The 21008-nt window shown below is 70.0% G+C and carries 18 protein-coding genes and 1 pseudogene; 14 read left to right on the top strand and 5 right to left on the bottom strand.

The genetic code is table 11. The features are described 5' to 3' along the window. Positions 1-13 precede the first annotated feature (13 nt). Both OIE67_RS03400 and OIE67_RS03395 read right to left on the bottom strand, forming a co-directional pair. Positions 14-190, bottom strand: coding sequence for a hypothetical protein (locus OIE67_RS03400; protein ID WP_326636541.1), 177 nt, complete (start codon positions 188-190; stop codon positions 14-16). 80 nt (positions 191-270) lie between these two features. Then, complete coding sequence (locus OIE67_RS03395; protein ID WP_326636538.1) at positions 271-3225, bottom strand: helix-turn-helix transcriptional regulator; 2955 nt, start codon at positions 3223-3225, stop codon at positions 271-273. An 89-nt stretch (positions 3226-3314) separates the two neighbouring features. Between OIE67_RS03395 and OIE67_RS03390 the strand changes: the two are divergent. Continuing rightward, positions 3315-3647: pseudogene (locus OIE67_RS03390) on the top strand (transposase); the annotation flags it as partial. A 606-nt stretch (positions 3648-4253) separates the two neighbouring features. Here the strand turns inward: OIE67_RS03390 and OIE67_RS03385 are convergent. Then, positions 4254-5693 carry a tetratricopeptide repeat protein gene (locus OIE67_RS03385; protein ID WP_326636536.1) on the bottom strand — a complete coding sequence of 480 codons (1440 nt, stop codon included), beginning with the start codon at positions 5691-5693 and terminating at the stop codon, positions 4254-4256. 105 nt (positions 5694-5798) lie between these two features. Here OIE67_RS03385 and OIE67_RS03380 point away from each other — a divergent pair, with 105 nt between their 5' ends. From OIE67_RS03380 to OIE67_RS03345, 8 genes are all read left to right on the top strand, one after another. Beyond that, positions 5799-6074 (top strand): hypothetical protein, encoded by a 276-nt coding sequence (locus OIE67_RS03380; protein WP_326636534.1) that lies wholly within the window; start codon positions 5799-5801, stop codon positions 6072-6074. Positions 6075-6103: 29 nt separating this feature from the next. Next, the gene (locus OIE67_RS55735) at positions 6104-6499 is read left to right on the top strand and encodes a hypothetical protein (protein ID WP_326636532.1); all 396 of its coding nucleotides are present in this window, start codon (positions 6104-6106) and stop codon (positions 6497-6499) included. A 354-nt stretch (positions 6500-6853) separates the two neighbouring features. Beyond that, entirely contained in the window at positions 6854-6991 is a 138-nt protein-coding gene (locus tag OIE67_RS03370; RefSeq protein WP_326636530.1) for a hypothetical protein, read from the top strand. A gap of 514 nt (positions 6992-7505) precedes the next feature. Continuing rightward, on the top strand, positions 7506-7982 hold the full coding sequence (locus OIE67_RS03365) for a hypothetical protein (protein WP_326636528.1): 477 nt from the start codon (positions 7506-7508) through the stop codon (positions 7980-7982). A gap of 125 nt (positions 7983-8107) precedes the next feature. Further along, positions 8108-9282, top strand: a protein-coding gene (locus tag OIE67_RS03360) for an IS3 family transposase (protein ID WP_326631470.1) whose coding sequence is annotated in 2 segments (ribosomal slippage) — positions 8108-8368 and positions 8371-9282 — 1173 coding nt in all. Because the reading frame shifts where the segments join, the coding sequence is not laid out codon by codon here. Continuing rightward, entirely contained in the window at positions 9279-9908 is a 630-nt protein-coding gene (locus OIE67_RS03355; RefSeq protein WP_326645198.1) for a transposase, read from the top strand. The genes OIE67_RS03360 and OIE67_RS03355 overlap by 4 nt, the downstream gene beginning before the upstream one ends. Before the next feature lie 248 nt (positions 9909-10156). Then, on the top strand, positions 10157-10876 hold the full coding sequence (locus OIE67_RS03350; protein WP_326636526.1) for a DUF4429 domain-containing protein: 720 nt from the start codon (positions 10157-10159) through the stop codon (positions 10874-10876). Positions 10877-11286: 410 nt separating this feature from the next. Continuing rightward, positions 11287-12915, top strand: coding sequence for an ABC-F family ATP-binding cassette domain-containing protein (locus OIE67_RS03345; RefSeq protein WP_326636524.1), 1629 nt, complete (start codon positions 11287-11289; stop codon positions 12913-12915). Between the two features lie 456 nt (positions 12916-13371). On the opposite strand, the gene OIE67_RS03340 is transcribed toward OIE67_RS03345, so the two are convergent. Next, complete coding sequence (locus OIE67_RS03340) at positions 13372-14667, bottom strand: aspartate aminotransferase family protein (protein ID WP_326636522.1); 1296 nt, start codon at positions 14665-14667, stop codon at positions 13372-13374. A gap of 163 nt (positions 14668-14830) precedes the next feature. Here OIE67_RS03340 and OIE67_RS03335 point away from each other — a divergent pair, with 163 nt between their 5' ends. The 5 genes from OIE67_RS03335 to OIE67_RS03315 all read left to right on the top strand — a co-directional run bounded on the left by OIE67_RS03335 (position 14831) and on the right by OIE67_RS03315 (position 19674). Continuing rightward, entirely contained in the window at positions 14831-15631 is an 801-nt protein-coding gene (locus OIE67_RS03335; RefSeq protein ID WP_326636521.1) for a fumarylacetoacetate hydrolase family protein, read from the top strand. A gap of 507 nt (positions 15632-16138) precedes the next feature. Beyond that, positions 16139-16720 (top strand): helix-turn-helix domain-containing protein, encoded by a 582-nt coding sequence (locus tag OIE67_RS55325; RefSeq protein WP_393277123.1) that lies wholly within the window; start codon positions 16139-16141, stop codon positions 16718-16720. Positions 16721-16730: 10 nt separating this feature from the next. Beyond that, on the top strand, positions 16731-17645 hold the full coding sequence (locus OIE67_RS03325; protein WP_326636517.1) for an N-acetylglucosamine kinase: 915 nt from the start codon (positions 16731-16733) through the stop codon (positions 17643-17645). Continuing rightward, positions 17642-18889: a hypothetical protein gene (locus OIE67_RS03320; protein WP_326636516.1), complete on the top strand. Its 1248-nt coding sequence runs from the start codon at positions 17642-17644 to the stop codon at positions 18887-18889. The genes OIE67_RS03325 and OIE67_RS03320 overlap by 4 nt, the downstream gene beginning before the upstream one ends. Continuing rightward, positions 18886-19674 carry an SIS domain-containing protein gene (locus OIE67_RS03315; RefSeq protein WP_326636514.1) on the top strand — a complete coding sequence of 263 codons (789 nt, stop codon included), beginning with the start codon at positions 18886-18888 and terminating at the stop codon, positions 19672-19674. Before OIE67_RS03320 ends, OIE67_RS03315 begins: the two co-directional genes overlap by 4 nt. 11 nt (positions 19675-19685) lie before the next feature. Here the strand turns inward: OIE67_RS03315 and OIE67_RS03310 are convergent, their stop codons facing one another. Then, positions 19686-21002 carry a GTP cyclohydrolase IIa gene (locus OIE67_RS03310; RefSeq protein ID WP_326636512.1) on the bottom strand — a complete coding sequence of 439 codons (1317 nt, stop codon included), beginning with the start codon at positions 21000-21002 and terminating at the stop codon, positions 19686-19688. Between the last annotated feature and the right edge of the window lie 6 nt (positions 21003-21008).

Here is a 21008-nt window from a genome sequence, read left to right as displayed (position 1 = left end):
GGGGTCCTCCGGCCTACAGGGGTTGGTAGGGGTCGTGGCTCTCGTCGTCGCCGTCATCGCCGTCATCCCGGGTGTCGGGGGCGTCAGGGGCGTCGGGGGCGTCAGGGGTGCTGAAGGCTCCGCGCGACGGCTCAAGGGGTCGCTGGTGCTCGATGGGGAAGTCGTCACGCGCGACAGGTCGCTCAGGCATGCACTGCCCTAGGGCGATGGATCATGGAGTCATGCTCGGGGTGACGAGCGATCTTCGCTATCCGGCGGATACGTCAATTTTCATGACAGGTCGCCGAAGGAATCCTCTTCCGCGAACACTCCGGCCTCTACTGCCTTGACCGCGAGCGCGGTCCGGGTGCTCACCTTCAACTTGCGCATCGCCGCACGCAGCTGTTGATCCACCGTGGCCGGTGACTTGGCCAGGATCCGGCTGATCTCCCGGTTCGTCTTGCCGGCGACGACCAGCCGGACCACGTCGAGCTCACGAGGTGAGAGCCGGTCACCGTACCCCCGCCGGCCGCCGCGCCACAATCGCGGAACCTCGGCGCCGTGTTCGCGAAGCCGCTGTGCGACACGGTCCGCATCGCCGCGGGCTCCGAGCCTGAACAGCTGCTCGTACTGTGCGGCCAGCAGTTCCCGGCCCTGTTCGACATGGCCTTGCGCGATGAGCGCCTCGGCTTGACGCTCGCGGGCGAGCATGGCGTCGTAGGGGCGCGGCAACGCGTCCCAGGCGCGCGCCGCCCGGTCGTACGCCCTCGCCGCGCGGGCGTGGTCTCCGGCGGCGGTGGCCAGCAGAGCACGGCATACGGCGAGGGCGGCGCGAGGCGCAGGCGCCGTGCGGCCGCGCAGTCCTCTGGCGAACCGGTCGCCCAGGCGGGTCGCGGCCCGCAGGTCGCCCGCGACGAGATGCGCCTCGATCCGGGCGGGGACGAGGTCCGCCGCCCAGACCCAGATGCCCTTTCGCCGGACCGTGTCCATCGGCTCGTCCGTGATCTGCAGCGCCCGGCCGCTGTTCCCCTCCGTCAGCCACAGCCTGGCCAGCGCGGCGGCGGCCTCCATCGTGTCGTCGGCCGCGCCGAGACGGGCGGACTCCTCAAGGACCAGCCGGAACTGCTCCCTCGCGGCGCGCCGCCGTCCGGCGGCGGCCGCCAGCCGGGCCGCGAGGCGAACGCTGCCGAGGTAGAGCGCCGGCCGGTCCCGGTCGGCGTCGGCGAGCTCCGCGCTCGCCTCCGCGAGACCCTCCCACCGGCCGGTGAACCACGCCAGGTTGCTCTGTTCGAGCCGGACGTTGTGCTGCAGCCGGGACGCCTGCTCGGACTCGGCGAGGCGCATGGCCACAACGAGGTGTTTCTCCGCGTCGGCGTACCGGCCCCAGATCAGTGCGCCGGTCCCGACATTGGTGTGGATGCGGGCCACGTCGAGACGCTCCGCCGAGGTCGCGCCGTCGACGGGCAGGCCGGCGACGACGTCCCAGGCCTCCTCCTCGCCGAGCATGAGCAACGCGGCGGCTCGGTTGCCGGCCAGGTTCAGCCGCTCCGCGGGAGAGTCGACCTCGGCGGTGAGCTCAGCGGCGCGATCCAGCCAGCGCCGATGGGTCGACGCCGGCCACGGTCCCGCGTAGGCCCACCCGAGATAGGTCATCGCCCGGGCCGCCTCGACCGGGTCATGGTCGAGGTTGGTCACCGCTTGCTCAAGCTCGCCGAGCGCGGCCTGCGCCTCACCCCCGATGATCAGGAGCCGGCCCAAGGGGTTACGGATCTCGGCCTGCTGGCGGGCGGAGAGCCCGGGGGTCTCCAGCGCCGAGCGCAAGGTACGGATCACCCGGTGGTAGACCTCGTCGACCGGTTCACGACGGCCCAGTGCGGCTACTCCGGCGATGCGCGCGACCCGTGCCCGATCCGCCGGCGGCAGCTCGGACCACGAGAACAGATCGAGCAGCAGGTCGACCGCCTTGGTGTGGTCACCCGAGGCCATGGCCAGCTCGGCACCCTGCTCCGCGTACCGCGCCCAGGACCGTGTCTCGCCCGCCTCACGGAAGTGGTGGGCGAGGCGGGCGACAGGCGGCGGATGGATGCCCTCCAAGGCCCGGCCGGCCAGCAGGTGGAAGCGTCTGCGGTCGGTCAACGGGATCGCTTCGTAGACGGCCGTGGCGGCCAGCACGTGCCGGAACCGCCACTGGCCGCGGTCGTCCCCGTCCAGGACGCCGACGTCGGCCGCCTCCGCGATGGCGCCTCGGCACGCGGCCGGCGACAGACCGGCGGTCATCGCGATCGTGGCCACCGATGACCGCTCGGCCAGCGTGGCCGCGGCTCGCAACACCTGCTGCGCCGTCGGTGACAGACGGCCCACCCGCTCCCGGGTGGAGTCGCGCACCGTCGGCGGCACCTGGAGTTTGCGCAGCTTCAGCCGGACCCACTGCCCGTCGCGGAAGACGAGGTCGGCCCGGTCGCACATGAGGCGAACCGACTCCTCCAGCACCAGAGGCACCCCACCGGTCCGCTCGTGCATGAACGTCGTGAACTCCTGCGATATCGGGTTGCCGTCCAGCATCGAGGACACCAGCGCCGCCGTGTCGCCGGGTCGCAGCGGCGCCAGGGCGATCCTCAGCTGGGTCACGCCGGCCGGAAACCGGGACGTCAGCCGCAGCAACAGCGATCCGGCGTCCACCTCCTCCGGCCGATAGGAGATCACGAGGCTCGGCCCGTCCGATTGCTGGCGAGAGGCGACGAACAGCAGGAACTCCAAGGTCACCTCGTCCGCCCAGTGAGCGTCCTCGAGCACGAGAACGTCGACGTGCAGAGCCCGCAGCAGCTCGTCCAGGGCGCGGAACAGGCGATGCCGTGCCGCCTTCGCATCGTTCAAAGGCGGCAACGCGGGCGGCAGGTCCGCGGACCATTCAGGAAACAGGGGCCGTAACGCACCCGCGAGCTCGGTGAGCCCCGATCGCGACACCGGGCGGTCGATGCCACGGAACGCGTCGACGATCGGCCCCAACGTCAGCGACTCGCGAAGCGGTGGGCACACCGAGACCAAGGCAGTGCGCTGGTCCGGCGCGGCCAGCCACTCCCGCAGCAGCCGGCTCTTCCCGATCCCCGCCTCGCCCTCGACCAGCACGATCGCCGGCGGCCGGGCCAAGGCGACCCGAAGCGCCGCCATCTCCCGATCACGACCCACGAAATGCGGCGTGGAAACCGTCGGTGAAGTCCCATCGTCATCGGGCAAGGGGTCGAGCATGCGTGATGATCTCGCTTTTCGCTGCTCAGGCGCAACTGCCCGCTCGCCGGGGATCCTGCGGGTGCCGATGACGGGTGACCTTCTCAGGGCTGAAGCCGTGGGAGGTCAGCGACGAGCTGTGGGCGGTGATCGAGTCGTTGTTGCCGCAGCGTCAGCGGGGGTTTCGGCATCCAGGACGTAAGCGGCTGGATGACCGGCTTGCCTTGCAGGGCATCTTGTTCGTGCTGCACACCGGGATCGCCTGGGAGCACCTGCCTCAAGAACTCGGCTACGGCTCGGGCATGACGTGCTGGCGGCGGCTGGCCGAGTGGAACAAGGCCGGCGTCTGGCAGCGATTGCATGAGATGCTGCTCGACCGGTTGCGGGCCGCCGACGCACTCGACTTCTCCCGGGCCGCGGTGGACTCCTCGCAGGTCAGAGCGTCATAAGGTGGGCAGACCGGCCCGGGGCTGCGCACTCATCTGCTGGCGCCGCCTCGCCTCATTGCGTTAGCGGCGGGTGCGGTAGCCCTGACGCCGGTTCGCCCGCTCGTCGCTGCGCCGGCCGTAGCCGGCGCCGGACACTGTTGTCCACGGCCATCACGTGTTCTCCTTCGATCTTGACTTGCGCCTTCGGAGGATCATGCGATGGCCGTCGCCATTCGACGGCGCCACTCCTGTGACCAGGTCTAACTCGCCCAGCGAAGCGATCGAAAGCAAAATAAAAGCAGCCTTCGTTAAGCTCGGCCCCTGGCGTGATGGGAGGCGCAAACGTGCGGAAAATACTGGTCGGCCTGGGCATTGCCGTAGCGATCGTGACGGGCTCTGCCGCCACGGCGCAGGCTGAGAGCGAGGGCCCGGGCTGCGTGCACTATAAGGACAGGCCCTGTGACATGTCCTGGACCGAGGAGACCGAGGCGAGGCCGACGTAGGATCTCACTTCGATCATGGGAACGGAGAAGCGGGTCGGCTGCTGACGATGTCGGGTGGCAAGGTTCGGCGTGAACGCCGTTCCCGCCATCGTTCCGAAGTCGTCACCGCGCCCCTCGCTCAGCGTGACCGGGCGAGAGCCTCCTCCGCTTTCGCCCGCCAGCGTTCTGCCCCCATGTCGCTGAACATCGCGTGCGCCTTCTCCAGGTGCGTCACCCCGCCGGGATTCCCCTGACGGCTGAGCAGCAGGCCAAGCGACAGCCTCGTCCGCCCCTCAATGTGACGTTCGCCCAGTTCCTGTGCCATCTCCAGAGCACGCGACAGAGCGCGTTCAGACTGTTCGACCTGGCCGAGGGCGGCCTGCGCCTCACCTGTCCCGTGCAGGACATAGGTCTCACCGATCCGGTCGTGGACGCTGCGTACGATGGCCAAAGCCCCTTCGAACGCCTCCAGTGCGCGCCGTGCGTCACCTCGCAGCAAAGAGAGCTCGGCGATGCGGTTCAGAGCTTGAGCCTCGCCGCGTTGGACTCCCTCGTGCCGGAAGATCTCCAGTGCACGGTCGAGTGGCGGCTCCGCCTCTCCCAGGCGGCCCTCTTCGAGATGGATGGCTGCGATGCTCACCAGGACGTGGCCCTCGGCCGCCCGGTCTCCCACTGCTTCCAGCAGCGGCAGTGCCTGCCTGTACCTGTCGAGCGCCACGTCGACCTCACCCTTGACTCTCTCCGAGAGCGCCAGATTCCGCAAGGCCAGAGCCATGCCGTGCACCTCATCGATCTTCTCGAAGATGTCGATCGCCTGGACCAGCAGGGGTTGCGCCTCGGTGTACCGCTGCTGGAAGACGGCCAGTGTGCTCAGCGAGTACAACATTGCCGCCTCTCCGCGCGTGTTGGCGGAGCTCCGGCAGGACTTGAGTGCGATCTCGGCAACGGTGCGCCACTCGTCGTAGTACGCCCGGATCTCGAACAAGGTGATGGCGGTCATCGCGATGTTCCAGCACAGCTCGTCGAGATCATGCACCGCGGCCTGCCGTACGGTCACCAGGAACGTAGTGCGCTCCTCGTCCAACCACCCGAGAGGATCATCTCCAATCAGCGCGTCGGCCAGGCCATCGTCTCGGGCCTCACCCATGTCCTTGCCGCGGAGCAGCGTGAAATGCCCGCCGTAGTAACGCTGATGCGCGCGGTCGGCCAGGGAGAGGAAGCGCCTGCAGGCGCGCTCGATCGCGGCCCGGTGCTGCTCATCGCTGTCGCTGTCGCTGTGGGTGTCGCTTTCGCCCGCGTACGCGCGCACAAGATCGTGCATCACGTATTTCTGACCCCTGCGGACCAGCAGCGAAGCGTCGACCAGCTCATCGAACGCGCCTTGGGCTGCGTCGTCGCCGAGGAGCGCCTCGCCTAACCAGTGCGCGATCTGCGGGCTGCCGAGCAGCCCGATCCGCCGGAACAGCGTTCGCGCCTTGCGCGACAGCCCTCGATAGCTGACATCGAGGCTGGCTCGTACTTCAAGATCGCCGTGGCTGAGTACGTCCAGCATGATGCGGGAGTCGCTGAGCAGATCCACCAGGGTCTGAACGGTCCACCGCGGGCGAACTGCGAGCCGCGCGCCCGCGATGCGCAGCGCGAGAGGCAGCCCGCCGCACTGCTCGGCCAGTGTCCTGACGGAGCCGTGCTCGAGCGCGGCGCGATGGGCACCGATATGGTGGGCGAGCAGTTCGACGGCGGCTTCGTGGCCAAGAACGTCGAGGCGGAGGACCCGATGCTCCGGAAGCCCGATCGGGGGGCCCGAGCCAGCGTGGCTTCAGCGCTCAAGCGCTTCTTCACCTTGCTGACAGTTCCCGGGGACACGCCGGCAGCGGCGGCGATAGTGCGAAGGGATGCATCAGGCCATCTCGCGATGAGTTGCGCCACCCGCTCTCGACGCTCAGCACTGTCTGTCGGATAGCTGTGACCGTCTTGCCCGACTCGGCTCTCATGCTCACTGCGTTGTGCATCGGCCCGCCCGCGCCGGATCACCGCGACGGTCTTGTCCGACAGGCCGGTCTTCACGGCAATGGCCCTGTCCGACAGGCCGGGAAACGCCGCGAGGACCCTCTGGGCCGCCGCCTTCCGATCCGCGAGCGGCAGATGAAGACCGTGTTGGACGTTGATTTCGACCGCGCGAGCGAAGGCTTCCTCTTCGCTGCCGTCGAAAAACCTGGCTGCGACCGTATCGTGGCCGGCGCGAATGGCGGCGTAGAGGCGGTGCATGCCGTCGATGACGCGCATCGTCTGACGGTGAATCAATATGGGCGGCAATTCGTGAAGACACTCGGTCAACAGAGTGACGTGTTGCTCGTTGATTCCGTCCAACCGTGGCGAATCCGCTGACGCTATCGTCTGGATTGGGACGCCGCACACCTCATCGTTCGGAACCACGCTCCCGGCTTCGTCACTGTTTCGCGCGGGGGGGTGCACAACCATTCTCTGAGTCCTCCGCTCTCGCCCATCCTTCACACACCCTCGAACGGGCGACAATAGGTCCCTTGGAGAGGGTTGACCTCTCGCGTCCCTGCGATCGGCGCCACGGCGACCGGGACGCTATATCTTCGCCACCATGATTCACGCGCGACCTACCAAGTCGCTAACCGCCGGCTACTGAGCCTTTTTCGCCCTGAGTAACGCCGCCCACCACCTGATCGGGCAGATGGCGCAGGAGAACCCGGGCGGGGGCATAGAGGCGGGTTGGCCCGGCTGGGCTACCCGATCGCGGCCTCCACGGTGTGGGAGATCCTCCACGCCGCCGGCATCGATCCGGCGCCCCGCCGGGCCGGGCCGACCTGGCGGCAGTTCCTGACCGCACAAGCCCTTCGTGGCACGTAAATGGACCTCCACCGACAGTGCGCCTGCCGATAATTCCATCCACGCAGGTCACGACGCTGCGAAGGCTTCGCGTGGCGGCGCGAGCTCCGGCGGCCCAGAAGATGGAACCAAGTACGGCATGATGATCGGCCGTGCTCCTCCGCCTGGCCTACCTCACCATCACCAACACCTTCGCTGCGCTGCGATTGCTGCCTATGAGCGATCGCGACAAGGACGTGGAGATTCTCGTCCTGCGTCACCAGATCACCGTCCTTGAACGCCAGATCGGCGCCGACACCAGAGTGAGATTCGCACCTGAGGACCGGGCCTTTCTCGGCGCGCTCCTGGCCTCGCTGCCCCGCGAGGTTCTACACCGGCTGCGGCTTCTCGTCCAGCCGGACACCGTCCTGCGCTGGCACCGCGATCTGATGAGACGTCGTCATGCCCGTACCTGCCGGCCGAAGCGACGTGGGCGCCCACCCACGGTCCGCTCCATCCGCACTTTCATTCTGCGACTGGTTCGGGAGAATCCCAGTTGGGCTATCGGAGGGTACATGGTGAGCTCGCCACACTCGGCATCAAGGTCGCGCCGTCCACGGTGTGGGAGATCCTCAAGCAGGAAGGTCTCGATCCGACCCCCGAGCGGGCCTCCACCACATGGGCCGACTTCCTGCGCTCGCAAGCCGACGCCCTGCTGGCCTGCGACTTCATCGAGGCCATCACCCTCAACGGGCAACGCCCGTACATCCTGGCCGTCATCGAGCACACCACCAGGCGCATCCGCGTGCTCGGCACCACCGCACACCCGAGCGCCAGCTGGGTCATCCAAGCAATCAGGAATCTGGTGATGGATCTAAACGATGCGGGTTGTCGGGCGCACTATCTGCTCCGCGATCGGGATGGGAAGTTCCCTGCCCTCATGGACGAGGTCCTCGCCGAGGCCGGCATCAAGACGGTGCTCACGGGTATCCGGATGCCGCGGATGAACGCGACGCCAAGATCAGCGCGTTAGAAGAGGCATTCACCGGCCGCTTCACCGACCACCACGCGTTCCTACTGGCCAAAATGCTTGAGGTGCCCAACAGATTCCGGACAGTCGGCTACATAAGCTGACAGAAGTCTGGAAGAGGTGGGTACGTGGCAAGGCGTCGCAGGCAGTTCTCGCCGGAGTTCAAGGAAGAAGCCGTCCGCATGGTGCTGGAGGGTGAGCGGACGGTCGCGTCGGTGGCGCGTGAGTTCGACATCAACGCCAGCACCCTGGGCAGCTGGGTGAACCGGCATCGGATCGTGAGCGCGCAGGACGAGCAGCCGCCGGTCTCTGGGCCGGAGCGGGCCAGGATCCGGGAGTTGGAGCGGGAGAACGCCGAGCTGCGCGAGAAGTTGATCTTCCTGAAAAAAGCAGCCGCCTTCTTCGCGGCCGAAACTCGATGACGCTCGCCAAGTACGAGCTCATCGACGCGGAGAAGGCCAGCCACAAGATCGCGCGGATGTGCGCCTGGCTGGGCGTGTCCCGCTCGGGCTACTACGAATGGCGCGAGCGGCCCGCCTCGGCCACCGCGCAACGCCGCACGCTGCTCAGTACGCTGGTTGCCGAGATCTTCGCCGGCTCGCACGAGACCTACGGCTACCGGCGGGTGCACGCCGCCCTGGCCCGCCGCGGTGAGCACTGCTCGGCCGAACTGGTGCGCACTCTGATGCGCGAGCAGGGCCTGGTTCCGGCGCAGGTGCGGGCGTTCCGGCCGGCCACCACCATCCAGGGTGACTACCGCGGCATCCCCGATCTGGTCGGCCGTGACTTCACGGCTGAGCGTCCGGGCGTCAAGCTGGTCGGTGACGTCACCTACGTCCGCACCTGGGAGGGCTTCCTGTATCTGGCCACGGTGATCGACTGCCACAGCAAGGCGGTGCTGGGCTGGGCGATGGCCGACCACTACCGCACCGAGCTGGTCACCGACGCGATCCGGATGGCCGCCGGCACCGGCCTGCTCCAGAGCGGCGCCGTGTTCCACAGCGACCGCGGCTCGAACTACACCAGTGACGAGTTCGGCCGCTTCCTGACCGGCCAGGGCATCCGTCGCTCGGTCGGCCGCACCGGGGTCTGCTGGGACAACGCGATGGCCGAATCGTTCTTCAGCGCGATCAAGAACGAATGGCTGCACCGCTTCGTCTTCACCACCCGAGCCAAAGCACGACGGCAGGTCATCCGCTACATCGAAGGCTTCTACAACCACCGGCGCCTGCACTCAGCCCTCGGCTACCGGCCACCCCTGGAAGTCCTCAACGAGTCCCTCTCACAACAAGCAGCCGCATAGGCTCTACGACCATAAGACGGCTGTCCGGAATCTTCGAGGCCCCTCAGCTGGCCCGCGTCGATCAGCTCAACCGGGATATCGCCGAGGTCGACGCCAAGATCGAGGAGCTCATCGCCCCTTTCACCCCGGCGGTAGAGCGACTGAATGACATCCCCGGCATCGGCCACATCGCCGCCTCGATCATCCTGTCCGAGATCGGGCTGGACATGTCCCGCTTCCCGACCGCCGGCCACCTGGCCTCCTGGGCACGCTTCGCCCCCACGACGAAGGAATCGGCCGGCCGAAAGAAAGGCCGCAGCGCCACCGGCTACGGCAACCCCTACCTGGCCCGCGTCCTGGGCGAAGCCGCAGTCTCAGCCGGCAAGATCAACACCTTCCTCGGCGAACGCTACCGCCGCATCGCCCGCCGCCGCGGCAAGAAGAGAGCCATCGTCGCCGTCGGCCGCTCCATCCTCACCATCGTCTGGCACCTGTTGTCCGACCCGAGACCTGCTTCATCGACCTGGGCGCCGACTCTTACGACACCCGCACCGGCCCCGAACGCAAGAAATGCACCCACATCCGCCAGCTCGAAGCCCTCGGCTACCGAGTCATCTTGGAACCCATCGCCTGACCAACTGGCCTGATCACAAACCCTGTCCCAGCGGCACCCATCGGGGTTCGCTGCCGCGTTCCCATCTACTCTCCGATTTTCGGATCAGAAGCGCGATCTGGACAGGTCGACCGTTTCCTGCTCCTCCAGAGTGCGCTAGCAGAAGTCGCCATATCGTCGTCGCCGAACGCAGCGGCCAGCGACGGGCGCAGGCTCAGCCGGCTCGTCGCGGCGGCCGCCGTCTGCGCAGCCGCCGGTGTTCGGGCACCTATCCTTGCGTGCATGGGTGAAGTACTGAAGGGGCGAGGTTCCGCGTGGGAGTTCGAGGACAGAGGGCTGCGCATCACGCCTGAGCCGGGTAAAGCGTCGAAACTGAGCATGGAGCTCGGTGAGCGGTTCGTGCCGTACGACGCGCTGGCCGATGTCATGGTGGAGCCCGGTGCACGCGGCAGGGTGGTGTTGCGGGTGGTTCCCCGGGAGGGGGCCGATCCGGTCATGTCCGCAGCAACGGGGCAGCTTCAGGAGTCGCTCGATCCGTACCGGCTGGTGCTGCCCGCCGCCACGAAGACGCTGGCCGACCAGTATGCCGACGAGATGCGCGCGGCCCTGTCCGAGCGCGGTCCGGCTGAGCGGTTCCTGATCGCCGGTCCTTCGGTGCCGCGTAGTTTCAAGGCATGGGACGGTGAGGCCGCCTTCGACGGGCAGGCTGTCACCTTCACCTGGTTCTCGTCCGGAGCTTCCCCGGTCAAGTTCACGGCCGGTGACCGGCGTTACCCGATCACCGAGATCGAGGGCGTCGATTGGCATGCACTGGAGGACGCTCGCGGGTCGTTGCGGCTGCGCATCCTTGGGCAGCAGGCCCTGTCCAACCCCAACAACGATCCCGCCTCCGTGGTGTTCGGCATCGGCTGGGGAGCCACGCATCACTCCCTGCCCTTCGCCGCCGCCGTGCTGGCCGCCGTACAAGCTTCCATGATCGGACAGGTCGCGACGGAAGGCTGAGCTGCGGAGTATGAGCGAGCGGCTGGGTCGGTTTGAGCAATCGATCAGGCAGCGATTGAAGTGCCCGGTCAGAGCGAGGGCGCAATTTTCAGCGCCCCCACGCTCACTACCAAGATCTCCACCTCTTTGAAGGCGCTGCCCGTGTGAGCAGCATCGGCCAGCCGAACACCCTGACCACCAGCAGATACAGAAGTTGAAACAGCGCGAGAGGCAAGCCCGGAAGACCAGGTCAGACCCTCATCACCAGTTTCTGGCACCGGACAGGCTCCGGCCGACACTCGCGGGCTCGTCGCTCGCTTTTCACACTCCCCATCATGGACGGGCCACCCGACCACCGCGCCACTAGCACGGGGGCCGGTCGCCGTGGCCACCCCGGCGCCATCCTGGCGGCCGATAGTCTTGGGGTTCTGATGACCGCCACTCTTGTTGCCAAAGAACTCGCCGCCGGCCACGGCGACCAGGTGCTGTTCGCGGATCTCGATCTGGTCGTTGCGCCCGGGGACGTGGTCGGGCTGGTCGGGGCGAACGGCGCGGGCAAGTCGACGCTGCTGCGCCTGCTGGCCGGCCTCGATGCCCCCCAGCAGGGCTCGGTACGGCTCAGCCCGCCCACCGCCAACGTCGGCCATCTGCCCCAGGAACCCGAACGGCGGCCCGGTGAGACGGTCGCCGCGTTCCTCGCCCGCCGGACCGGCGTGGCCGCCGCGCAGCGCGCCCTCGACGCGGCCACCGAGGCCCTGGTGAGCGGAGACCCCGGCGACGCGTACTCCGAGGCGTTGGACCGCTGGCTCGCCCTCGGTGGCGCGGACCTGGAAGAACGGGCCGGGGAGGTGACCGCCGGCCTCGGGCTCGCGGTCGACCTGAACCAGGAGATGACGTCACTGTCCGGCGGCCAGGCCGCGCGGGCGGGCCTGGCGTCGCTGCTGCTCAGCCGCTACGACCTGTTCCTGCTCGACGAACCCACCAACGACCTCGACCTGGACGGCCTGGAGCGGCTGGAGCGCTTCGTGACCACCTTGCGCGCTGGGACCGTCGTGGTCAGTCACGACCGCGAGTTCCTCACCCGCAGCGTGAACCGGGTCCTGGAACTCAATTTCGCCCAGCAGCAGGTCCACGCCTACGGCGGTGGCTACGACGCCTACCTGAACGAACGCGAGGTCGCCCGTCGGCACTCCCGCGAGCAGTACGAGAGCTACGCCAGGACCAGGATGTCGCTGGAGGCCCGCGCCCGAACCCAGCGCGCTTGGATGGAGAAGGGCGTCAAGAACGCCCGGCGCAAGGCCACCGACAACGACAAGACCGGCCGCAACTTCCGTACCGAGACGACCGAGAAGCAAGCCGCCAAAGCCCGGCAGACCGAGAAACTGATCGAGCGGCTGGATGTCGTCGAGGAGCCACGCAAGGAATGGGAGCTGCAGATGGAGATCGCTGCCGCGCCTCGTTCCGGGGCCGTGGTGGGGACGTTGCGCGGCGCGGTCCTACGGCGCGGCGGGTTCTCCCTCGGACCGGTCGACCTGCAGATCGACTGGGCGGAACGAATCGCGATCACCGGCGCTAACGGCTCCGGCAAGACCACCTTGCTCGGTGCGCTGCTCGGCCGGTTTCCCCTCGACGAGGGCGCCGCCGCGCTCGGCCCCGGCGTGGTCGTCGGCGAGGTCGACCAGGCACGTGCCCTGTTCGAGGGGGACGAGCCGCTGCTCGAGGCGTTCGGCGCGCTCATCGACCTGCCCCCGGCCGACGTACGCACCCTGCTGGCCAAGTTCGGCCTGCGGGCCGGCCACGTGTTGCGCCCGGCGGCCACCCTGTCCCCTGGCGAACGCACCCGGGCGGCGCTCGCCCTCCTGCAGGCCCGTGGGGTCAACCTGCTCGTCCTCGACGAGCCCACCAACCATCTCGACCTGCCCGCCATCGAACAATTGGAGTCGGCTCTCGCCGCGTACCAGGGGACCCTACTGCTGGTCACCCACGACAGGCGCATGCTGGAGGCGGTCCACACCACCCGCCGTCTCCACGTCACGTCCGGACACGTCACCGAGGGCTGATCCCACGCCGCGAGGCGGTCGCGGCCTTCGTATCGCCTGGATGCCTGTCGGTGTCAGGGATTCGGCCTGTAGGTGCCGAAAACCCTATCCATGGGCTGTGACTCGCCGGTTCTCGACATATCTGAAGACCTGAAGGGTGTCCCGCTCGCGAATACGGTTTCGCTCTGTGAGCTGGCGTTTTGCGGCATGATCAGGGCGGTGGCTGCGACCAGTTGAGCGGCCACAACGCGGACCTAGTCGCCCAGGCCGACGATCTGCCCGGCGATACGCCGATATCCCCAGTCCGGGTTCTCGGCAGCCAGGCGCGGCACCAGGGCTCGGATAGCAGGTCGAATCGGTGGCCGTCCCGGCCCGTGTTCGGGGTAGGTCCAGCGTCGCTTGCCAAGCCGGAGCTCACCGTGTCCACCCGGGAACACGGCGGCGCCCCAGCCAGAGAGTGGGCTGCTGAACCTATGGTCAGAGGGAGTTCAGCGCCGCCGAGAACGCTTCGACGGTGGCGGCGACGTCCTCCTCGGTGTGCGCGGTGGACAGGAACCACAGGCCGCGTGGCACCATGTTGACCCCGCGATCGAGCAGCGCGGCGTGCAGGCGGCCCATCATGGCCCGGTCCGTCGCCGCGAAGTCGCGGTAGTCGCGCACGGCGGGCGCCTCGGTGAAGTAGGTCTGGAAGACCGGTCCCGGCCCGTCGACCAGCATCGGCACCCCCGCCTTGGCCGCCGCCTCCGACAGGCCGCGCATCAGCTCCCGGCCGCGCGCGTACAGGGTGCCGTACACCTGGTCCCGCTGCTCGTCGAGGATGCGCAGGGTCGCCTCGGCGGCGGCGATGCCGATGGGCTGGGAGTTGAACGTGCCCGCGTGCGCGACCTTGCCGGAGGAGATGGCATCCATGACGAAGGCACGTCCGGCCAGCGCCGACACCTGCATCCCGCCCGCCATCGCCTTGCCGAACACGGACAGGTCCGGGGAGACTCCCAGGTACTCCTGGGCGCCGCCCGGAGCGAGCCGGAAGCCGGTGATGATCTCGTCGAAGACGAGCAGGCTGCCGTGGCGGTCGCAGAGCTCGCGCACGGCCTGAAGGTAGCCGGGGTCCGGCTCGATGGCGCCGGTGTTGCACAGCACCGGCTCGGTGACCACGGCCGCGATCTGCCCCGCGTGCTCGTCCATCAGCCGTGACAGGGCGTCGATGTCGTTCCACGGACAGATCACCAGGCCGGCGGCCTCCGGTTGGCCCGCCGTACCGGGAACCGCGGCCGGGCGGTCGGCGGGGCCGGCGGCCTCCAGCGGCGGATGCACGCTGTAGAGGACCGGGTCCAGCCAGCCGTGGTAGTGCCCCTCGAACTTGAGGATCTTGGGCCGTCCGGTGAAGCCGCGCGCCAGCCGCCAGGCGGCGTGCACGGCCTCCGAGCCCACGGTGTTGAACCTGACGCGCTCGGCCGAGGGCACCATGGCGCAGAGCCGTTCGGCGACCCGGACCTCCGCGGCGTGCTGGGCGGAGTAGACGATGCCCCGCGACACCTGCGCGGTGACGGCCTCGACCACCGCGGGCGGGCAGTGACCGAGCAGCGCCGGTCCCTGCCCGAGCACGTAGTCGAGGTAGGCGTTGCCGTCAACGTCCCAGAGCCGCGCACCCGCCGTCCGGTCCACGTAGAGCGGAACGCCGGCCATGCGGCGGGCGTCGCTGGAAACGCCGCCGGCGAGGTAGCGCTGGGCGGTGGTGTACAGGTCGCGGCTGACGTCCAGTGTCCGGGTCATGCCGACCATCAAACGGCGCGATGCCGCCGAGCCACAAGAAAGAGGGCAAGAAGCGGGTCGTCAGCGCAATTTTCGGTGCTTGTGGTGGTCGCGCGCCCTTGATGGGGTTGCGGCCATGTTCCTTGGACGTATTCGGCGAACCCCCTCCGGCCCTGTCGAACTGGTGGCCCTGCATTCTGACGGCGGCCTGCTCAGCCTGGCGGACCTCGGCGACGACCCGGTGGCCGCGCTGCGCGTGTACGGGCTCGACCGGCTCACCGAGCTGGTGGGCGAGCGTTCGTCAGGACCTTCGCTGGATCAGAGCGCGGTGCTCTTCGAGCCGCCGGTGGCAACCTGCACGAAGATCTGTTGTCTGGCCCTGAACTACCGGGCCCACGCGGAGGAGAGCGGCATGGAGGTACCGCCCGAGCCGGTGTTGTTCTTCAAGCCGCCGTCCGCGCTCACCGGCCACCGACGGCCGGTCCTGGCACCCGCGCGTACCCGCCATCTGGAGCACGAGGTGGAGCTGGCGGTCGTCATCGGCCGGGTCACCAGGGACCTGCCCGCGGAGCGGTGGCGGGAGGCCGTGGCCGGCTACACGGTGATCAATGACATGACGGCCCGCGACCTGCAGCTCGCCAACATCGCCAGGAACGCTCCATGGGACCAGTCGAAGGGTTTCGACACCTTCGCCCCGGTCGGCCCGTTCCTGGCGACGGTGGACGAGGTACCGGATCCGCAGGCGCTGGAGTTGGTCCTGGAGGTCGACGGCGAGGTCAGGCAGCGGGCGAACACCAAGCAGATGGTCTTCGGCCTCCCCCGGCTGATCGAGGACCTGTCCGACGGGATGACCCTGATGCCCGGAGACGTGATCGCGACCGGAACCGTGGCCGGAATCGCCCCGCTCAAGGACGGCGACACCATGCGGGCGACGGTGACGGGGGTCGGCACGCTGGTAAATACGGTCAAATTCCGGTCCGCCTAAAGTAGAGGGATGGACTACGCTGTGGCCGCCCTGGTGGACATCGACGACTACGTGGCCTCCGAGCAGGCCCGGGGGAGGTCTTGGGCGCGGCGGCAGCTCCAGCACGCCGACCAGGTGGTGCGGGCCGCGATCCGCGGCCGCCCCGGGGCCACCTGCCGGCCGCAGCCGCCGGAGGAGTGGCTCGTGCTGCTGACCGGAGCCGATCCCGAGGCCCTCATGAGCGACGCGGCGGCGCTGGCGGAGGAAGTGCGCGCGTGCATGGCACGCGAGACGGCGTGGACCGCCACCGTCAGCCTCGGGCCGCCGAGCCTGGCGGGCGGTGGGACTGCCGAGCAGGACGCCAGGCTGGCCAACGACTACAAACTCGTGCTCGGCGGCGACCGGGTGATCGCCCCGTCGTCACCGGCACATGTGCGGTTCGCTCCTCCCGTCCGCATCGAGCAGGAGCTCTCCAGGCGGGTACGCGCCGGCGACCACAACGGTACGGCGGGACTGCTCGCGAGCTGGGTGGACCGATGCGCCCGCGAACGGGACGTGGACCCCCGGACCCTGCGCAACTGGCTCATCGGGCAGTTGTTGTTCGTGGTGGACGTGGCCAACCGGTCCAGGCTGACCGACGGCTCGACCGACTGGGTGGAGGCGTGCGCCCGGCTGCCGATCGAGGACATCGTCTCGGTCGGCGACATCCACGAGCGCTCCTATCTGTACATCTGGCTGCGTGAGACGCTCGGCCGGCTCATCCCGCCGCCTCCGCGCCGGGACGTGCTCGCGCTGGCCGAGGCGTACCTGGCCGAGCACTACACCGACCCGGGGCTGCGCCTCGCGACGGTGGCTGAGGCGGTGAACGCGAGCCCGTTCTACATCTCGCACCTGTTCGCCGAGGAGCGCCGCACCACCTTCCTGCGCCACCTGACCGGCCTGAGGTTGCAGCACGCGCGCCGGCTGCTGACGACCTCGCCGCTGCCCGTCGACGTCGTCGCGGCCCGAACCGGTTACCCGAGCGCGAAGGCACTGCGCGGTGCGTTCCGGCGGCACGTCGGCTGTTCCCCGACCGAATACCGCAGGGCCGGCCTCCGGCCCGGCTCGTGATGGAGAGCGTATGGACCTGGTGATCGACGGCGGCCAGACGGGCGTGCGCCTGGGCCTGGCGAGCGGTGGCCGAATCCTGGAGGTGCACGAGAGGCCTGGCCTGTCCTACGCCGAGGGCTCGCCGGTGGAGGCGGTGTGGTCACGGATCGGCGACGGCTGGGGTGAGCTCGACACCGTCTGCCTCGGCCTGACCACCATCCTCGACGACCCGGAAGGGCTGGCCGCCCGGCTGCTCCCGACGGCTCGGCGGGTGCTGGTCACCACAGACGTGGTCACCTCGCACGCGGGTGCGTTCTCGGGCGGGCCGGGCGTGGTGCTGGCCGCGGGCACGGGCGCGATCGCCCTGGGTGTGAGTGCCGGCGCCGGGTCCCGGCCGCCCGTCGTCCGCCAGGTGGACGGATGGGGATTCCTGTACGGCGACGCGGGCGGCGGCTACTGGATCGGGCGGCGCGGGCTGGAGGCGGCCGCCCGGGGCTTCGACGGCCGCGCCCCGGACGGCCCGCTCACCCGGCGCGCCCATGAGGTCTTCGGCGACCTGTCCGAACTGCCCGCCAGGCTCTACCTCGCCCCGGACGGGGTGGCGCAGGTGGCAGGATTTGCCCTGCACGTTTTCGAGGTGGCTCGCGAAGACCGGACCGGCGACGCGGCCCGCGCCATCGTCGGGGAGGCCGCACAGGAGCTGGCGGCCACGGTGGCGGCGGCCGCCCGCGCCTTGCCCGGCACCGCGGAGGTGCCCGTGGCGTGGACCGGCCGGCTGTTGCGCGAGCCGGCGCTGCGGGCCGCGTTCGAGGCGGAGCTGACCCGCCTCTTCCCCCGGGCCCGCCCGCGTCCGCCGGACGGCGACGGCCTCGCGGGCGCGGCCCGGCTGGCCGCCGCGGCGGAACCGGGACCCTACGAGACGATGATCAGGACGGTACGGCGATGAGAGTGGGCCACGGCAGCGCGGACCTGCCCGTTCCTGACGGCACGCCGATGGGCGGCTACCTCGACCGTCCCGGCCCCTCGACCGGGCTGCTGGACCCGTTGTCGGTGGAGGCCGTCACCTGGTTCGACGGCGAGCGCCGCTTCGCGCTCGCGACCGCCGACGTCATCTGCGTGAACGAGGACCTGGCCCACCGGGTCAGGTCGGAGTCCCAGTCGTCGGACCGGTCGCTCGGCTGTGAGCTGTGGCTGGCGGCCACCCACACGCACTCGGGGCCGGAGACCGGCTGTGTGCCCGGTGGAGGCCCCACTCCCGGCCCGTGGCTCGACCGGCTCAGCGAGGCGGTGGGCACGGCCGTACGACGCGCGATCGACGACGAGCGCCCGTGCGACGGGGAGGCACGGCACGGCGAACTCCACGGCGTCGGCGCCGACCGCAGCCGGCCGTCCGCCCCGGCGGTGGTCCCGCTCACCGTGATCGCCGTTCGCGAAAGGGGGGATGACGACGGGCGGATCGCAGGGGTGCTGGCGGTGCTGCCCGTTCATCCCACGGTGTTGCCGGCCGCTGGCCGGCTGGTCAGCGCCGATCTGGCCGGGGCCGTGCGGCGGGCGCTGCGGGCCAGGCTCGGCCCGGGCGTGTGGGCGGTGGTCGCCACCGGCGCGGCGGGGGACATCAGCACCCGCCACACCCGGCGCGGTCAGGACGCGGCCGAGCTGGACCGCCTCGCCGGGATGGTCGCCGACCGCTGTGTGGAGCTGCTGCGGGAACCTCCCGGCCGGGCCTGGTCGGCGGGCTCCCGGATCGCGTTGGCGGCGCGGCGGCTGCTGCTCGACCCAGCCGGACCCGGCACGGTGGCCGGGTCCGCGGATGCGGCGGAGCTGGCCCGCGGTCTGCGGGCGGCGGAGGAGAGCGGCGACCCGATCGCCGTCCGGATGGCCCGCAGCAGGATGGAGGGCGTCCGGGCGCGCTCCGCCCGCACGGACCCGATCGGCGTGCACGTGCACGCCGCCCGCATCGGGGAGCTGTCCGTGGCGGGCCTGCCCGGTGAGCCGTTCCTCGCCGTGGCAGGCAGCATCACCTCGGCGGGGCCGGTCATGGTGCTGGGTTATGTCAACGGCTATCCCGGCTACCTGCCGACCGCGGAGGCGTACGGGCGGGCCGAGTACGAAGTGCTGGTGAGCCAGGTGGCCCCGGGCAGCGCCGAGGCGCTGGCCGGGGCCGCGCGACAACTACTGGAGGACATGTGATCGACCAGAGCACGTACGCGGACGTCGCCAGGGCTGCCGTGGAGCGGGTGCTCGGCGCGGAGCGGGCGGCGATCGAACGGGCCGGCCGCCTCCTCTACGACGGGTTGCGCGCCGGCGGGGTGGTGCAGGCGTACGGCACGGGGCATTCCAGGGCGGTCGCGCTGGAGCTGGTGGGGCGGGCCGGTGGGCTGGTCCCGGCGAACCAGCTGGGCATCCGCGACCTCGCCTACTACGGCGACGCCTCGCTCCAGGACCTCCTCGACCCGAAGACCGAGCGGCGGCCGGGGTTGGCATCGCGCATCTGGGAACTGGCCGGCATCGCGCCGGCCGACGTCTTCGTGATCATCTCCAACTCCGGCGGCAACGCCGCGATCGTCGAGATGGCCCGGCTGGCGGGCGAGCGCGGGCATCCGGTGATCGCGATCACCTCGCGGGCCCACACGGCCGAGGCCGCCGCCCGCGAGCGAGCCGCCGGCCGCGCCTCCGACGGGGTCGCGAGCGGCGGGCGGGCGCGGCTGGACGGGCTGGCCGACGTGGTCATCGACAACGGGGCGCCGTACGGGGACGCGGCCGTGCCGTTGCCCGGCGGCGGCGCCGTCTGCCCGGTGTCGAACCTGACCGGCATTCTGATCGCCCAGCTCCTGGTGGCCGAGGTGACCGGCAGGTTCCTGGCCGCCGGCCAGGAACCCCCCGTCTACAGGTCCGCCAACACCCCGGGCGGCGACGCGCACAACGAGAGACTGCTGGCCGCGTACGGCGGCCGGGTCCGGCTGGGAGACGCCTGAAGCCCGGGAGGTCAGGCCCGCACCAGCCGGTACGGCTGGCGCGGCCGCCCCGCCTGGGCGCCCTTGACGGGGGGCACGGGCCAGGCCAGTCCCTCCTCCGCGAGGCTCTGCAACACCCGGCGGGCGCTGCGTGGCGCGATGGACAGCACGTCGGCGACGATCTCGGCGTCCACCACCATCGCGTCCGGCCCGTCGTCGAGCCCTTGGATCAGGCGTTCCAGCAGTTGGGCCGCCTTGGTGGTGACGGCGGGCTCGACTCCGGCCCGCCTGCGCCGGCGTACCGGCAGGGACAGCACGGCGCCTTCGACGCCCACCAGGTAGGCGGCCGCAGCGCCCGCGTTGCGCGCCTTCTCGACCGCCGCCACGGCGTTGGCGTCGGCGTCCCTGGCGGTGCTGCCCAGGCCGATGCCGACCTCGACCTCGACGCCGGCCTCGGAGCGGATACGATCCATGAACGGCGCCGCCCGCAGCCCGTCGGTGGCCTGGCCGAGCGCGCCGAGGGTGGCGGTGACGACGTAGCTGTTCTCGTCCCGCGGGGTCACGGTCGCCCCCATGAGCCGGGCGTCGGCCAGCAGCGCCTGGTGCAGTTTGAGCTTGAGCTCCTGCTGCCAGTAGTTACCGGGCCCCGAATAGCTGGGCCGGGCGGAGGTGGCGAGCTCGACCACGACGATGGCGATCTGCGCCTCCTCCAGCCTGCTGCCGGTGCCGAGCAGGGCGGCGGTGTTGAGGGCCAGGCGCAGGGTGTGCGTGGTCGGCATCATCCGCAGGGCGGGCACGCCGGCGGTGTTCAGTGCCTTGGCGACGCTCCTTATCGTGGTCAGCGCCGCGGTGGTGGCGCCCTGCCGGTAGAGCTGCTCGTGGAAGCCGACGAAACCGCGGACGGACTCCGGCTCGTCGTACTCCGACAGGTGGACGCCCGCGGTGTCGACCCCGATCTCGTCGTAGGCCTCGTCCACGTCGGCGGCGGGCAGCGAGTCGATGCTCACCCTGGCCGGGTCGACGCCGTGGGTGAGCACCCCGCGCAGCAGGCTGGCGTAGAGGGCGGCCCCGCTCATCGGGATGTGCGTGGCGGGAACGGGCAACTCGCCCGCCTGCCTGGCGAGGTCGTGCTGGAGCGGGCCGGTGAACAGGACGACGTCGATGCTGTCGGCGATCCGGGAGAACTTCTCGTACGTCTCGTGCTCCCCTGCGTGCGGGGCGCCCACCAGCCGCCAGTCGGCGGCGGCGGGCAGGTCGGCGGCCACCATGACGATCTGCTCGACGAGGTCGTGCGGGCCCACCACCCCGATCCCCACCCTGGACCGTGTCTCGGGACGCAACCGATCCATGTTCCT

Origin of the sequence: Nonomuraea fuscirosea, from assembly GCF_035917475.1 — a bacterium.
Taxonomy (GTDB): Bacteria; Actinomycetota; Actinomycetes; order Streptosporangiales; family Streptosporangiaceae; genus Nonomuraea; species Nonomuraea fuscirosea.
The sequence above is the reverse complement of the archived record's forward strand: the minus strand, read 5'-3'. Positions and strand labels throughout refer to the sequence as shown.

Excerpts from the sequence above, each read along its gene's own strand:
- OIE67_RS03340 (WP_326636522.1), bottom strand. The coding sequence starts at position 14,667 with ATGACCCGGACACTGGACGTCAGCCGCGACCTGTACACCACCGCCCAG.
- OIE67_RS03320 (WP_326636516.1), top strand. The coding sequence starts at position 17,642 with ATGAGAGTGGGCCACGGCAGCGCGGACCTGCCCGTTCCTGACGGCACG.
- OIE67_RS03350 (WP_326636526.1), top strand. The coding sequence starts at position 10,157 with ATGGGTGAAGTACTGAAGGGGCGAGGTTCCGCGTGGGAGTTCGAGGAC.
- OIE67_RS03400 (WP_326636541.1), bottom strand. The coding sequence starts at position 190 with ATGCCTGAGCGACCTGTCGCGCGTGACGACTTCCCCATCGAGCACCAG.
- OIE67_RS55735 (WP_326636532.1), top strand. The coding sequence starts at position 6,104 with ATGCTCACTGCGTTGTGCATCGGCCCGCCCGCGCCGGATCACCGCGAC.
- OIE67_RS03345 (WP_326636524.1), top strand. The coding sequence starts at position 11,287 with ATGACCGCCACTCTTGTTGCCAAAGAACTCGCCGCCGGCCACGGCGAC.
- OIE67_RS03310 (WP_326636512.1), bottom strand. The coding sequence starts at position 21,002 with ATGGATCGGTTGCGTCCCGAGACACGGTCCAGGGTGGGGATCGGGGTG.
- OIE67_RS03325 (WP_326636517.1), top strand. The coding sequence starts at position 16,731 with ATGGACCTGGTGATCGACGGCGGCCAGACGGGCGTGCGCCTGGGCCTG.
- OIE67_RS03395 (WP_326636538.1), bottom strand. The coding sequence starts at position 3,225 with ATGCTCGACCCCTTGCCCGATGACGATGGGACTTCACCGACGGTTTCC.